Genomic DNA, 14,192 nt, shown 5'->3' on the forward strand with positions numbered 1-14,192 from the left:
CCCTAGCTCGTCATGTCGTAGGCGCGCTCACCATGTACCGCAAGGTCGAGGCCGTTCACTTCTGTCTCGTGATCCACGCGCAGGCTCGTGACGGCCTTGCAGATGTAGATCAGCACCACGGTCACGACGGTCGTATAGACACCGACGACGACCAGCGACCCAAGCTGCGCCGCCCATGATCCCAGCCCGAAGGCCGCGATCATCACGGTGCCGAAGATGCCGCCGACACCGTGCACGGCGAAGACGTCGAGCGTATCGTCGACCTTTGCCTTGTTGCGGATCAGGTTCACCGCTTCCTGACACAGGATGCCCGCGACGGCCCCGATGATCAGCGCCTGCACCGGCCCCACGAAACCGGAGGCGGGTGTGATGGAGGCCAGCCCTGCAATCGTGCCCGTCACCATGCCGACGAGCGACGCGCGCCCGAACTTGATCTTCTCCCACAGCGCCCAGGTCAGCGACGCGGCGGCCGCCGACAGATGCGTGACGGTCAGCGCCATCGCGGCTCCGCCGTCTGCGGCCAGTTGCGAACCACCGTTGAAGCCGAACCAGCCGACCCAGAGCATCGCCGCTCCGATCATCACCATGCCGGGATTGTGCGGCGGCTTGGTCTTTTCGCGGCGCGCGCCAAGGAACACGGCCAGAATCAAAGCCGCCAGACCCGCGGTTTCATGCACCACGATGCCGCCCGCGAAATCCATCACGGGCTCTGCGAAAAGCGTGCCGTCCGCCAGCAACCCGCCGCCCCAGACCCAATGCACGACAGGCGCGTAGCACAGCAGCATCCAGAGGCTGGAGAACAGCAGCACGAAACCGAAACCGATCCGCTCCACATAGGCGCCGACGATCAGCGCGGGCGTGATGATCGCGAAGGTCATCTGGAAGGCGAAAAACAGCACCTCGGGCAGGGTGCCTGACAGGCTGTCGACGGTCACGCCGTTGAGGAACATCTTGTCCAGCCCGCCCCAATAACTGTTCGCCTCGCCGAAGGCGATGGAATAGCCGAAGGCGAACCAGAGCACGCTCATCAGGCAGGCGATGGCGTAGCAGTGCATGAACACGCTCAGCACGTTGCGCGCGCGCACCAGCCCGCCGTAGAACAGCGCCAGCCCTGGCAATGTCATGAACAGCACGAGTGCCGTCGCCACGATGATCCATGCGGTATCCGCTCCGTTCATGGGTCTCTCCGATCTTTGTCGTTTGGTTGCGTTGCGGGGCAGGGACAGCAAATTGCGCGCACAGAAAAGTGGCAAGCGCCGACGCGGGCGATGAAAACGCGGGCGATACCTGCCTTGCCGCTAAACTGGGCGGATGGAAGGGGTTACGCCTAATTTTCGGGCGAAAGTGAGTCCACCGTTTGCAGCATGAGTTGCAGTGCGTGGGCGACCGTGGCTTGCCTGACCTGATCGCGGCCCAGCGCGCCGAATTGCTCGGTTTCGGTCCGGACGCCTTGCGCTGTCGCCAGCCCGAAACATACCATGCCCTCGGGCTTGGCCGCCGTGCCGCCGGGGCCGGCGATGCCCGTGACGGCGATGGCGATTTGCGCATCGGACCCGCCCAGCGCGCCCGCAGCCATGGCGTGTGCGACCTTTTCGGACACCGCGCCGTGGCTTTCGATCAGTGCCGGATCAACGCCCAACATCTGCGCCTTTGCCGCGTTGGAATATGTCACGAAGCCACGATCAACCACGGCGGAACTGCCCGGCACGTCCGTCAGTGCAGCGGCGATCAGCCCGCCGGTGCAGCTTTCGGCGGTGGCGATCATCACACCGCGCGCGCTGCAGGCGGCGATCAGATCAGCCGCGAGGCTCACAACAACGCTCGCATCGCGCCATGGGCGATGAAGGCCAGAACCACGACACCGATGGCGGCGAAAACACCCGCGATGACGTCGTCCAGCATCACACCCAGCGCGTCGTCGCGCCGGTCGGCCCAGCCGACCAGCCAGGGTTTGGTAATGTCGAACAGGCGGAACAGGACGAACGCCGCGATCCAGCCGGGCCAGAGGCTGAGCAGGCTCGCGTTCACCATGGCCGCGCCATAGACGACCGGCAACACCGCCACCCATTGTCCCGCGACCTCGTCGATCACGATTTCGGACGGGTCGTGGTTCGCCTTGCCACGAGTTTCCTCCACCGTCGCCCAATACCCCAGCGCAAAGACCAGCACTGTCGCGGCCAGCAAAAACCAGACCCCGCCGAGCAATGCGATGACGTAGGCCACGGGCAGGGCGGCCAGCGACCCCCATGTGCCGGGCGCGGGGCGCAGATGGCCGACATAGAAGAATGTGGCGATCAGATGCGTCATGGCTTCACCAGAGTCACAGTCGCCAGCGCCGCGATTCCTTCGCCGCGCCCGGTAAAGCCGAGTTGTTCGGACGTCGTTGCCTTTACGCTGACCCGGTCCGGGTCCAGTCCCATCAATTCGCCCATTTTCGATTTCATATCAGAGGCATGTGGGCCGATCTTCGGGTGCTCGCAGATCAACGTGCAGTCGATATTACTGATGGTGAAACCGGCGTCGCGGGCCAGCGCGCAGGCGTGGGCCAGAAAGATATGGCTGGCGGCCCCTTTCCACTGCGGATCGGAGGGCGGGAAGTGCTGGCCGATGTCGCCTTGACCAAGCGCGCCGTAGATCGCGTCGGTCACCGCGTGCATCCCCACATCGGCATCCGAATGGCCCTGCAGCCCGCGCCCGTGCGGGATGCGCACGCCGCAAAGCCAGACGTGATCTCCGGGACCGAAGCGGTGCACGTCGAAGCCGTTGCCAAGCCTGATATCCATCTTGTTCCGTCCCATGATGCGTGCGGCGCGGGCCAGATCGTCCGGCCCGGTGATCTTCAGGTTATCGGCGTCACCGTCCACGATCGCAACCGTGATCCCGGCGTCGCGGGCCACGGCGACATCATCGGCAGCAGGGCCGTCGTGGGCGGCGTGGGCCGACGCGATCGTGGCATAGTCGAACCCCTGCGGCGTCTGCGCGCGATAAAGGCCCTCGCGGTCCTGCGTGCCGGTGACGAGATCGTCGGCTCCGGTCCAGAGGGCGTCGGTCACGGGTAATGCCGGTGCTGCGGCCCGGTGCGTGTCCAGCGCGGCCAGCACCCGCGCGATCACCTCGGGACTGACCAGCGGGCGGGCGGCGTCGTGGATCAGCACGCGGTCGGGTGCATCGGCCGCCAAGGCCGCAAGCCCCGCCCGCACGGATGCATCGCGGGTCGCACCGCCTGCGACGACCCGCAGGTCACCCGGTGGCAGACTGTCGGCGCGATGCAGATCGTCGGGGTGCAGGACGACGACGACCGGGCCGAGCACCTGAAACGCGGCGATGCTGTGGTCGATCACGCGCGCGTGGCCCAGCGGTTGCCATTGTTTGGGCACGGCACCGCCTGCGCGGGTGCCGCGCCCGGCGGCGACGATGATTGTGGCGATACGCATCGAAAAGCCTGATCTGAGTTCCCGTATCGGTCTAAGCGCCGTGCCGCGCCGGTGCAATTCGGATTTCGGCCAGCCCCACTGCCTAATTTTTCATCAAATACGAAATCATGCCTAAAATCACGCCGGTTCTCCTTTGAGGCACGGTCGGAATTCCTGTAAGCGCAGGGGCATCGTAAACCGCTGAAAGTGACTGACTTGTCCAAACCGCTGCCCTTCGATGCCTGTAAAGATGGCCCGGCCGTGGCGCTGGCCCCGCTGGCGGGCATCACTGACCTGCCGTTCCGGCAGCTTGTCGCGTCCTTCGGGGCCTCCTGGGTGGTGAGCGAGATGGTCGCGAGCCAGGAGATGGTGCAGGCCAAGCCGGGCGTGCGCGAACGTGCGGAGCTTGGGTACGACCAGAGCCGCACCGCCGTGCAGATCGCCGGGCGCGATGCCTACTGGATGGGTGAGGCGGCGCGCATGGTGGCGGACAACGGTGCCGCCGTGATCGACATCAACATGGGCTGCCCCGCCAAGAAGGTGACGAATGGCTACTCCGGCTCCGCCCTGCTGCGCGACCCCGATCATGCGCTCTCGCTGATCGAGGCGGTGGTCGCGGCGGTCGATGTTCCGGTGACGCTGAAGACCCGGCTGGGCTGGGACCACGACTGCCTGAATGCCGCCGATGTGGCGCGGCGGGCGCAGGAGGCAGGCGTGCGGATGGTCACGATCCACGGCCGCACCCGATGCCAGTTCTACAAGGGCAGAGCAGATTGGGCCGCCATCGCCGCGATCCGCGATGTTGTCGACATCCCGGTAATCGCAAATGGCGATATCGTGGATGCCGCGACCGCCGGGCAGGCCCTGGCCCTGTCAGGCGCGGACGGCGTGATGATCGGGCGCGGCGCCCAAGGGCGGCCGTGGCGGCTGGCGCAGGTGGCCGCGGCTTTGCAGGGTGGTCAGGGGCCGCAGGCACCCGAAGGACAGGCGCTGGTCGTCCTGGTTGCCGGTCACTACGAGGCGATGCTGTCCTTTTACGGGCACACGCTGGGCCACCGCGTCGCGCGCAAGCATCTGGGCTGGTATATGGACGATGCGCGAACGCCCACCGCGCTGCGCCGCGAGGTCCTGACGGCCACTGATCCGACGGTCGTGCTTGCCCTATTGCAGGATGCGCTGAGCGACCACGGGCAGGCGGCGGCATGATCGCTGATACCGCCCTCTGGCCGTCGCTGCCCGTGCCCGCGCTGATGCTGGATGCGGCGGATTGCATCATCGACACCAACCCGTCGGCGGAAGCGTTTCTGAACCTGTCGGGCAAGGCGATGGTCGGGGCGAGCGTCTGGGACAAGGTGATGATAGACGCGCCGCTGGAACAGGCGTTCGCGCGGGCACGCCGCAACCGGACCTCGCTGTTCGTCAACGATGTGGATGTGGGGTCGGGGATGCGTGCACCGATGCAGTGCAACATCCAGATCGCGCCGCTGCAGGGTGCGCAGGATGTCATGCTGATGATGATTTCCCCGCGCGAGATCGCAAGCCGCATGGTGCAGAACCAGAACTCCGGCAAGGCGGCCAAATCCGCCATCGGCATGGCCGAGATGCTGGCCCATGAAATCAAGAACCCGCTGGCGGGGATCACCGGGGCGGCACAGCTGCTGTCGATGAACCTGTCGGCGGAGGATCAGGAGATGACCGACCTGATCGTCGAGGAAAGCCGGCGCATCGTGAAGCTGCTGGAACAGGTCGAGCAATTCGGCAACCTGCGCCCGCCCGATCTGCGCGCCATCAACATCCACGATGTGTTGGACCGCGCGCGGCAGTCGGCGGCGGTGGGCTTTGCCGCGCATATGCTGATGATCGAGGATTACGACCCGTCGCTGCCCCACGCACTTGCCGATGGCGACCAGCTTTTGCAGGTGGTGCTGAACCTGATCAAGAACGCGGCAGAGGCGGGGGGCGACGGCGGCAGCCTGCGCCTGCGCACCTTCTACGACCCGTCGCTGCGGGTTGCGCGCGCGGACGGCAGCCAGGCCCGTCTGCCGCTGCAGATCGAAATCATCGACGACGGTCCCGGCCTGCCGCCGGAGATCGCGGCAGATGTTTTCGAACCTTTCATTTCGGGGCGCGACAACGGCACAGGGCTGGGCCTGGCGCTTGTGTCCAAGTTGATTCACGACATGGGGGCCTGGATATCGGTGGATTCGGTGCCGGGGCGCTGCGTGTTTCGCCTGTCGCTGCCGCTCGCCCCGCAGACCCAAGACGAAACAGGAGACTGACCTATGGATGGCACGGTTCTGGTCGCGGATGACGACCGCACGATCCGCACGGTTCTGACGCAGGCGCTGACGCGGGCGGGCTGCAAGGTGCATGCGACCTCGTCACTGGTGACGCTGATGCGCTGGGTCGAGGAAGGCAAGGGCGATCTTGTGATCTCGGACGTGATGATGCCCGACGGAAACGGGCTGGACCAGCTGCCCCGGATATCCGCCGCGCGCCCCGGTCTGCCGGTGATCGTGATTTCCGCGCAGAACACGATCATGACCGCGATCCAGGCGACGGAGGCCGAGGCCTATGACTACCTGCCCAAACCCTTCGACTTGCCGGACCTGATGAAACGCGCGGCCCGCGCGCTCGACGTGAAACGGCGCAGTGGTGCTGTCGCACGGTCCGCCGTAACACCACCCGCGCAGGAGCAGGCCGATCTGCCGCTGGTCGGGCGGACGCCTGCGATGCAGGGGCTCTACCGGCTGGTGGCGCGTGTGATGAACACCCCGCTTCCCGTGTTGATCACCGGCGAAAGCGGGACAGGCAAATCTCTGATCGCGCGGGCGATCCACGATTTTTCCGACCGGCGCAGCCTGCCTTTCGTCGTCGCGGCACCGGGTGACCTGCTGGGCCATGACGGGCCGGGCACCGTGCTGTCCCGCGCGAAGGGCGGATCGCTGATCTTCGACGAGGTCAGCGATCTGGATGATGTCACACAGGGCCGTGTGGTACGGATGCTGGACACGCTGGGCGATACCGCACCCCGGATCATGGCCACCGCCCGCGGCGACCTCACCGCACTGATGGAAAGCGGCGCGTTTCGCGAGGATCTGTTCTACCGGCTAGGCGGTGTGACGCTGGACGTGCCGCCGCTGCGCGCGCGGGTCGATGACATCCCGCTGCTGGCCGATCATTTTCTGTTGCGTGCTGGGCGCGACGACGGGGCGGTGCGCCGCCTGTCGGACGCCGCCGCCGACCTGATGCGCAGCTACAGTTGGCCCGGCAACGTCCGCCAGCTCGAAAACACCGTGCGGCGGCTGATCATCACCGGTACCGAGCCGGAGGTGAGCCGCGCCGAGGTGGAAACGGTGCTGGGCAATCAGCCCGCCGCCGAGGCGCTGACCGCGGGCAACGACGCAGAAAAGCTGTCCGGATCGGTGGCCAAACACCTGCGCCGGTATTTCGATCTGCACGGCGGCATGTTGCCGCCGCCGGGTCTCTACAACCGGATTCTGCGCGAGATCGAGGCCCCTCTGATCGAAATCGCGCTGGATGCGACATCAGGAAACCAGGCCAAGTGCGCGGATTTGCTGGGCATTAACCGCAATACCCTGCGCAAGAAGATCACCGACCTCGATATCCGCGTGACACGGCGTCGCAAATTGATGTAAAACCGCAACATAAGCGTGGCCCCGGTGTCGCACCCCGCAGGTGCATCCCCGGAAGGACCACATAAAACGGCGGTATCGTGGGGCGCGGGTCCCACCACAAAGCAGGGCGATGCGCGTGCAGCGGTCCCTATTGGGCATCAACTTTATGCGGTTCAGTCGCTGGCGGCGTCAGCGGCATGTGCAGAACGCGCTGACGCTGGGTCTGGTCACGCTTGGCCCGGTGCTGGCCGTCGTCACCTATCTTGCGCTCGGCCCGCTCGATCAGTCTTCCACCTCGAACGGGTTGCGGCTTATTCTGCTGACCGACCTGATCTATATTCTTGCGGTGGCGGCGATGGTCGCCAATCGTGTCGCGCGGATGATCGCGGCGCGGCGGGCGAAATCGGCCGGGTCGCGGCTGCACCTGCGGCTCACGGGCGTGTTCACCCTGCTGGCGCTGATCCCGACGGTGCTGGTCGCGATCTTCGCCATGCTGTCGATCAACCTTGGCCTTGAAAGCTGGTTTTCCGAACGGGTGCGCAACGTGGTCAGCACATCGCTGTCCACCGCTCAGGCCTATGAGGAAGAACACCGGCAGGAGCTGGCGCGCGACGGGCGGGCGCTGGCGGCCTATCTGAACACCGAGCGGCTGCGCACGTTTTTCATGGACCCGGGCGAGATCCGCGAGGCGCTGGGGGCGGTGCAGAATCAGGTGGAACGCGGCCTGACAGAGGCCTTCGTGATCGACAGCGCAGGCGAGATCATCGCGCGCGGCGCGCGATCCTATGAATTCGGTTATGAACCGCCGGAGCCCGCGCAATTCGACGAGGCGCGCGAATACGGGATCGTGGTGATCGAGGATGCCGCGAACGACGAATTCCGCGCGCTGATTCCGCTCGATGCGTTTCTCGACCACTATCTTTATGTCAGTCGAGAGGTCGACGGCACGGTCCTGTCTTTGCTGGACGAGACCAAGGAAACCTATGCGCTTTATGACCAGTTGGAAAGCGAGCGGGGGCGCACGCTGTTCCAGTTCGGGCTGCTCTATCTGGGCTTTGCCGTCATCCTGATCCTCGCCGCGATCTGGTTGGGCCTGTGGTTCGCCGAACGCCTGTCGCGCCCGGTCGGACGGCTGGTGTCGGCGTCGCAACGGGTCGGGTCCGGCGATCTGGACGTGCGTGTGATCGAAGATGACGGTGACGACGAAATCGCGCAGCTTGGCCATTATTTCAACCAGATGACGACGCAGCTGAAAGGTCAGCGCGACGAGCTGATCGCCACCAACCGCACGACGGAACGGCGGCGGCGACTGTTCGATTCGGTGCTGTCCTCGGTCACATCCGGCGTGGTCGGGCTGGACGCCGAAGGGCGCGTGACCTTCGTGAACCGGTCCGCCGAACGGTTGCTGTCGGTCGACCAGAACCAGACAGCCATGGCACTAGCCGTCGCTGTGCCGGAGTTCGACCCGCTGTTCCAGCGCATGCGCTCGGAGGGGCGCGAGGTTGTGCAGGAACAGGTCAACCTCGTGCGCGACGGCAAGCAGGAAAGCCTGCTGGTGCGCATGTCGCCGCGCCGCAATGCCGAAGGCGCGCTGGAAGGCTACGTCGTGGCCTTTGACGATGTCACCGATCTGGTCAGCGCCCAGCGCACTGCCGCCTGGGGCGATGTGGCCCGCCGGATCGCGCATGAAATCAAGAACCCGCTGACCCCGATCCAGCTGTCCGCGGAACGCATCAAGCGCAAGTTCCGCGATCAGGTGGGCGGTGATGCGGAAAAGCTTGACCAGATGACTGACGTGATCGTGCGCCAGACGAACGATCTGCGTCGCATCGTCGACGAGTTCTCCAAATTCGCCCGGATGCCGGAGCCGGAGTTGAAAGAGACCGATCTTGTGATGCTGCTGCGCGACGCGGTAACGCTGCAAGAGGTCGGACAGCCCGAGGATACCATTAAGACCGATCTGCCGGATCACGCGGTTCTGGCGGATGTCGACGCCACCATGATCTCGCAAGCCCTGACGAACCTGATCAAGAACGCAGGGGAAGCGATTGAAAGTAAGTCGGAAAAAGGCGACGTCCCAGATCTGGTGCCCGAAATCAGGGTCGGGATGGATCAGGACGGCGATCAGGTGACCATCACGATCATGGACAACGGGATCGGCCTGCCGGAAGACCGCGCGCGGCTGTTCGAACCCTATGTGACGACCCGCGACAAGGGCACCGGCCTGGGCCTGCCCATCGTGAAGAAGATCATCGAGGAGCACGGCGGCACACTGACGCTGACCGATGCGGACATTTTCGATGGCGCAACCCATGCGGGGGCCTGCGCCGTCATCACACTGCCTGTTCTGCCTGCGGCCCTGGCCGCAACACACGAACAGGCCAACAAGATACCGGCATGAGACCGGAAGGGGGACTGATATGGGCGATATTCTGATCACCGACGACGAACGCGACATTCGCGAACTGATCTCGGACATTCTCAAGGACGAGGGCTACTCCACGCGGCTGGCGGGCACGTCGGATGCCTGCATGGCCGAGATCGAGAAAGAGCCGCCGGCGCTGATGATCCTCGATATCTGGCTGAAAGACAGCAATATGGATGGCATCGACATCCTGAAAGCGGTGAAGCGCGACCATCCGGGCATCCCTGTGGTGATCATTTCCGGCCACGGCAACATCGAGATCGCGGTCGCGGCGATCAAGCAGGGGGCCTACGACTTCATCGAAAAGCCGTTCAACATCGACCAGTTGCTGGTGGTGATCCGCCGCGCGATGGAAACCTCGCGCCTGCGCCGCGAGAATGTCGAACTCAAGCGTGGCGAGACCGCGAGCGCCGACATGCTGGGCGACAGCGCGGTGTTCCGCGCGCTGAAATCGCAGTTGGATAAGGTCACGAAATCCAATGGCCGCGTCATGCTGACCGGCCCTGCCGGGTCGGGCAAGGAAATCGCCGCACGCTACATCCATGCCAATTCCAACCGGGCGCAGGCACCTTTCGTCACCGTCAACTCTGCGTCGATCGAACCCGACCGGATGGAAGAGGTGTTGTTCGGGCGCGAAAGCGACGGCAAGGGCGTCGAAAAGGGATTGCTTGAACAGGCCAACGGCGGCGTGATCTACTTTGACGAGGTGGCTGAAATGCCGCTTGGCACACAGGCGAAAATCCTGCGTGTGCTGGTCGATCAGAAATTCCAGCGCGTGGGCGGTGCCGATCAGGTGCAGGTCGATCTGCGGGTCGTATCCTCGACCAACCGCGATCTGGCGACCGAGATCGAGACCGGACGTTTCCGGCAGGAACTGTTCCACCGGCTCAACGTCGTGCCGATTGCGGTGCCAAGCCTTGAGGAACGGCGCGAGGATATTCCGCTGCTGGCCGAGCATTTCATCGGCATGTTCAACAAGGTGCAGGGCCTGCCGCTGCGCGCGCTGGCCGAGGATGCCCGCGCCCTGCTGCAGACCATGCTCTGGCCCGGCAACGTCCGCCAGCTCAAGAACGTGGTGGAGCGGGTGCTGATCCTGGGCGAGGGCACCAGCGACATCACCGCCAAGGAACTGCCGTCGGCCGACGAATCCCCGGCCGAGGAAGGCCGGATCGTGCTGTCGGGCGGACTGGCCACGCTGCCGCTGCGCGAGGCGCGAGAGCTTTTCGAACGCGAATACCTGCTGACCCAGATCAACCGCTTCGGCGGCAACATCAGCCGTACCGCGTCGTTCGTGGGCATGGAACGCTCGGCCCTGCACCGCAAGCTGAAATCACTGGGCGTCGCCACCACGAACAAAGCCGGCGGCCGCGTGGCTTACGTCGAGGGCGAGGCGTGATTGACGGCGCAAGGCGGCTCTGGCATCCCCGGTGAGCGGTAAGCAGAGAGGCGTGCCATGAAAGTGATTATCTGCGGCGCGGGGCAGGTGGGCTGGCAGATCGCCAAGCACCTGTCGGGCGAACGCAACGACGTGACCGTCGTGGACAACGACCCCGAACTCGTGCGCCGCGCGACCGATACGCTTGACGTGCAGGGCATCGCGGGGTTTGCCAGCTACCCCGACGTGCTGGACCGCGCCGGCGCGCGGGATGCCGACATGATCATCGCCGCCACGCATTCCGACGAGGTGAACATGGTCACCTGTCAGGTCGCGCATTCTGTCTTCGATATCCGCCGCAAGATCGCCCGTCTGCGCGCGCAAAGCTACCTCGACGCAATCTATTCCGACCTTTACCGCCGCGACCATCTGCCGATCGACGTAGTAATCAGCCCGGAAAAGGAAGTGGCCGAGGCCGCCTTGCAGCGGCTTGCCGCCCCCGCGACATTCGACACCGAAAGTTTCATGGACGGGCGCGCGCAACTGCTGGGCATCGCCATCGGCGAGGATTGCCCGGTCATCAACACGCCGTTGCGACAGCTGACCGACCTGTTTTCGACACTCCGCGCCATCGTCGTGGGCGTGCGGCGCGACAATTCGCTGTTCGTGCCGACCCCGGGCGATCAGCTCTTTCCGGGTGACGAGGTCTATGTTTTCAGCGACACGCAGGACATGGGCCGTACGCTGGAAATCTTCGGCAAGCAGCAGGCCAAACAGGAACGCATCGTCATCATCGGCGGCGGCAATGTGGGCCTTGGCGTGGCCCGCGCGCTCGAGGCGCAGACCCAGCGCGTGCGCGTCAAGATCATCGAAAAGAATCGGACGATTGCCGAACAGTCCGCCGACGCGCTGGACCGGACCATAGTGCTGCACGGCGACGGGCTGAACACCAAATTGCTGGAAGAGGCGCAGATCACGGCCGCCGATGCCGTGCTGGCGGTGACCGACGACGATAAGACCAACCTGCTGGCATCCGTCCGGGCCAAGGAACTGGGCTGCCCGATGGCCATCGCGCTGATCAACGACCCCACCCTGATCCCGCTGATGGGGCCGCTGGATATCGACGCCTACATCAACCCGCGCGCGACCACGGTGTCGTCGATCCTGCGCCATATCCGGCATGGTCGCGTGCGCAACGTCTATTCCATCGGCGATGCCGAGGCCGAGGTGATCGAGGCGCAGGTGCTGGGTACCTCGCCGATCTCTGGCCAGAAGATCAAGGACGTGTCCTTCCCCGAAGGCGTGCTGATCGGTGCGGTGATGAAGGGCGACAGGATCGTGAAACCGACCGGCGACACCCGCATCGACGAAGGCGACGTGATCACGATCTTCGCCCTGTCCGAGGACGTGCCCGAGGTCGAGCGCCTGTTGCAGGTGTCGATCGACTTTTTCTGATGGGCGCGCGCATTCAGGCCCTGCCGTTCTTCGTGATCCTGATGGGATTGGCCGCTGTGGCGATGATCGTCCCGGCGTTCCACGGCTGGATGATGAGCGATTTCAACACCATGCGCGTGTTCTTCTATTGCGCGATTCTGGGCGGCACGCTGACCCTGCTGCTGGCGCTGGCGACATCCGGCTATGCGCCGCGCAGCGTGGCGCGCAGCCAGCTTGTGGCCCTTCTGGCGGCTTTCACCGTGCTGCCGCTGCTGTTTGCGATTCCGTTCTACATCGCGGTGGGCAATACCACGATGCTGAACGCCTGGTTCGAAATGGTCTCCAGTTTCACCACCACGGGCGCGACCGTCTATGAAAATGCGGGACGGCTGACCCCGTCGCAGCATCTGTGGCGGTCGCTGGTCGGCTGGCTGGGCGGTTTTCTCGTCTGGGTCACGGCGATTTCGATCTTTGCGCCGATGAACCTTGGCGGGTTCGAGGTGCGCGCGCTGGCGGGGGCCGGTGCAGGCACGGACGACGGCAGCCAGAACAACCAGATATCGCGTATTCCCGACCCGTCCGAGCGGCTGGCGCGCTATGCGGCGCATCTGCTGCCGATCTATCTTGCGCTGACCTTCGTGTTGTGGCTGGGCCTCACGCTGCTGGGCGAGGCACCCTATGTGGCGCTGTGCCATGCGATGGCGGTGCTGTCGACATCCGGGATTACACCCATCGGGGGTTACTACTACGCGGCATCGGGCTTCTGGGGGGAGCTGCTGGTCGTCGGCTTCTTCCTGTTCGCGCTGTCACGCCTCACGTTCAGTCAGGGGATGATCGCCGAAGACACGAACCGCCTGCGCCGCGATCCGGAGTTCCTGACGGCACTGGCGCTGATTTCAGGCGCAGTGATGCTGCTGTTCCTACGCCACTTCGTCTGGGGCATCGAAACGGGCGCCGAGGATACGTTGCCGGATCAGCTTGCGGCGCTGTGGGGGGCCATCTTTACGGTGACATCCTTTTTGACGACGACCGGGTTCGAATCCGCATATTGGCAAACAACGGTGGACTGGTCCGGCCTCGACGCGGCGAGCGTCATCCTTGTCGGCGTCGCGCTGATCGGCGGCGGGGTCGCCACGACCGCGGGCGGTGTCAAACTGCTGCGGGTCTATGCGCTGGCCCGCCATGGAGAGCGCGAGCTGGAACGCCTGGTGCATCCGTCCTCCATCGGCGGCGGCGGGCGCGAGGCGCGCCAGATCCGGCGCAAAGGGGCCTATATCTCGTGGATATTCTTCATGCTTTTCGCGATTTCCATCGCGGGTGTAATGCTGCTGTTGTCGCTGACAGGCGTGCAGTTCGAAACCTCGATGGTGCTGGCGGTGTCGGCGCTGTCCACTACCGGGCCGCTGGCCGATGTCGCCGCCGAACAGCCCATCGCCTATTCCGGCATCCCCGATCTGGCAAAGTTCATCCTGGCCATGGCGATGGTGCTCGGGCGGCTGGAGACGCTGGCGATCATCGCGCTCTTCAATCCCGAGATATGGCGGAATTGACGCAAGCGGCAGCGGGGCGGTTTTTGGGGCTGGAATCTCTGCGAATCGCGGCACATACTGGTGCGGATCGCCGGATCGGTCGCGACACGGCCCCAAAAACAAGAAAAAGAAGGACGTTGCCCATGGCCTCCGACAAAGCAAACCTGCAAGACGCATTCCTGAACCATGTCCGCAAGGTGAAGGTGCCGGTCACGATTTTCCTCGTGAACGGTGTGAAACTGCAGGGTGTCATCACGTGGTTCGACAGCTTCTGCGTGTTGCTGCGCCGCGACGGACAATCCCAGCTGGTCTATAAAAGCGCGATCTCGACCATCATGCCCGCGCAGCCGATCAGCCTTTATGAAGGTGAAGAGTAGC

The 14,192-nt window shown here is 64.6% G+C and carries 12 protein-coding genes; 8 read left to right on the forward strand and 4 right to left on the reverse strand.

From position 1 onward, the window contains the following. Positions 1-2 precede the first annotated feature (2 nt). From AC04PH_RS08825 to AC04PH_RS08840, 4 genes are all read right to left on the reverse strand, one after another. Complete coding sequence (locus tag AC04PH_RS08825; protein ID WP_483065375.1) at positions 3-1,178, reverse strand: ammonium transporter; 1,176 nt, start codon at positions 1,176-1,178, stop codon at positions 3-5. Between the two features lie 149 nt (positions 1,179-1,327). Beyond that, positions 1,328-1,813 carry a CinA family protein gene (locus AC04PH_RS08830; protein WP_483065376.1) on the reverse strand — a complete coding sequence of 162 codons (486 nt, stop codon included), beginning with the start codon at positions 1,811-1,813 and terminating at the stop codon, positions 1,328-1,330. Further along, positions 1,810-2,307, reverse strand: a complete 498-nt coding sequence (locus AC04PH_RS08835; protein WP_483065377.1) for a phosphatidylglycerophosphatase A family protein — start codon at positions 2,305-2,307, stop codon at positions 1,810-1,812. The genes AC04PH_RS08830 and AC04PH_RS08835 overlap by 4 nt, the downstream gene beginning before the upstream one ends. Continuing rightward, entirely contained in the window at positions 2,304-3,434 is a 1,131-nt protein-coding gene (locus tag AC04PH_RS08840; RefSeq protein ID WP_483065378.1) for a bifunctional 2-C-methyl-D-erythritol 4-phosphate cytidylyltransferase/2-C-methyl-D-erythritol 2,4-cyclodiphosphate synthase, read from the reverse strand. The genes AC04PH_RS08835 and AC04PH_RS08840 overlap by 4 nt, the downstream gene beginning before the upstream one ends. 195 nt (positions 3,435-3,629) lie before the next feature. On the opposite strand from AC04PH_RS08840, the gene dusB reads away from it, so the two are divergent. From dusB to hfq, 8 genes are all read left to right on the forward strand, one after another. Beyond that, on the forward strand, positions 3,630-4,619 hold the full coding sequence (dusB, locus tag AC04PH_RS08845; protein WP_483065379.1) for a tRNA dihydrouridine synthase DusB: 990 nt from the start codon (positions 3,630-3,632) through the stop codon (positions 4,617-4,619). Beyond that, the gene (locus AC04PH_RS08850; protein ID WP_483065380.1) at positions 4,616-5,692 is read left to right on the forward strand and encodes a two-component system sensor histidine kinase NtrB; all 1,077 of its coding nucleotides are present in this window, start codon (positions 4,616-4,618) and stop codon (positions 5,690-5,692) included. The genes dusB and AC04PH_RS08850 overlap by 4 nt, the downstream gene beginning before the upstream one ends. Positions 5,693-5,695: 3 nt before the next feature. Then, positions 5,696-7,072: a response regulator gene (locus AC04PH_RS08855; protein WP_483065381.1), complete on the forward strand. Its 1,377-nt coding sequence runs from the start codon at positions 5,696-5,698 to the stop codon at positions 7,070-7,072. Positions 7,073-7,217: 145 nt separating this feature from the next. Beyond that, positions 7,218-9,452 (forward strand): sensor histidine kinase NtrY-like, encoded by a 2,235-nt coding sequence (locus tag AC04PH_RS08860; RefSeq protein WP_483065382.1) that lies wholly within the window; start codon positions 7,218-7,220, stop codon positions 9,450-9,452. A 19-nt stretch (positions 9,453-9,471) separates the two neighbouring features. Beyond that, positions 9,472-10,872: a nitrogen assimilation response regulator NtrX gene (gene ntrX / locus AC04PH_RS08865; RefSeq protein WP_483065383.1), complete on the forward strand. Its 1,401-nt coding sequence runs from the start codon at positions 9,472-9,474 to the stop codon at positions 10,870-10,872. Between the two features lie 57 nt (positions 10,873-10,929). Further along, on the forward strand, positions 10,930-12,306 hold the full coding sequence (gene trkA, locus AC04PH_RS08870) for a Trk system potassium transporter TrkA (RefSeq protein WP_483065384.1): 1,377 nt from the start codon (positions 10,930-10,932) through the stop codon (positions 12,304-12,306). Further along, a complete protein-coding gene (locus tag AC04PH_RS08875) occupies positions 12,306-13,835 on the forward strand; it encodes a TrkH family potassium uptake protein (protein ID WP_483065385.1) in 1,530 nt (509 codons plus the stop codon). Before trkA ends, AC04PH_RS08875 begins: the two co-directional genes overlap by 1 nt. Before the next feature lie 122 nt (positions 13,836-13,957). Continuing rightward, positions 13,958-14,191 (forward strand): RNA chaperone Hfq, encoded by a 234-nt coding sequence (gene hfq, locus AC04PH_RS08880; RefSeq protein WP_056031573.1) that lies wholly within the window; start codon positions 13,958-13,960, stop codon positions 14,189-14,191. Position 14,192: the final 1 nt, after the last annotated feature.

The sequence above is a fragment of the Yoonia sp. KMU-150 genome (assembly GCF_056858355.1).

Coding starts and splice junctions, on each gene's coding strand:
- AC04PH_RS08825 (WP_483065375.1), bottom strand. CDS start 1,178: ATGAACGGAGCGGATACCGCATGGATCATCGTGGCGACGGCACTCGTG.
- AC04PH_RS08835 (WP_483065377.1), bottom strand. CDS start 2,307: ATGACGCATCTGATCGCCACATTCTTCTATGTCGGCCATCTGCGCCCC.
- AC04PH_RS08840 (WP_483065378.1), bottom strand. CDS start 3,434: ATGCGTATCGCCACAATCATCGTCGCCGCCGGGCGCGGCACCCGCGCA.
- AC04PH_RS08850 (WP_483065380.1), top strand. CDS start 4,616: ATGATCGCTGATACCGCCCTCTGGCCGTCGCTGCCCGTGCCCGCGCTG.
- AC04PH_RS08855 (WP_483065381.1), top strand. CDS start 5,696: ATGGATGGCACGGTTCTGGTCGCGGATGACGACCGCACGATCCGCACG.
- AC04PH_RS08860 (WP_483065382.1), top strand. CDS start 7,218: ATGCGGTTCAGTCGCTGGCGGCGTCAGCGGCATGTGCAGAACGCGCTG.
- ntrX (WP_483065383.1), top strand. CDS start 9,472: ATGGGCGATATTCTGATCACCGACGACGAACGCGACATTCGCGAACTG.
- trkA (WP_483065384.1), top strand. CDS start 10,930: ATGAAAGTGATTATCTGCGGCGCGGGGCAGGTGGGCTGGCAGATCGCC.
- AC04PH_RS08875 (WP_483065385.1), top strand. CDS start 12,306: ATGGGCGCGCGCATTCAGGCCCTGCCGTTCTTCGTGATCCTGATGGGA.
- hfq (WP_056031573.1), top strand. CDS start 13,958: ATGGCCTCCGACAAAGCAAACCTGCAAGACGCATTCCTGAACCATGTC.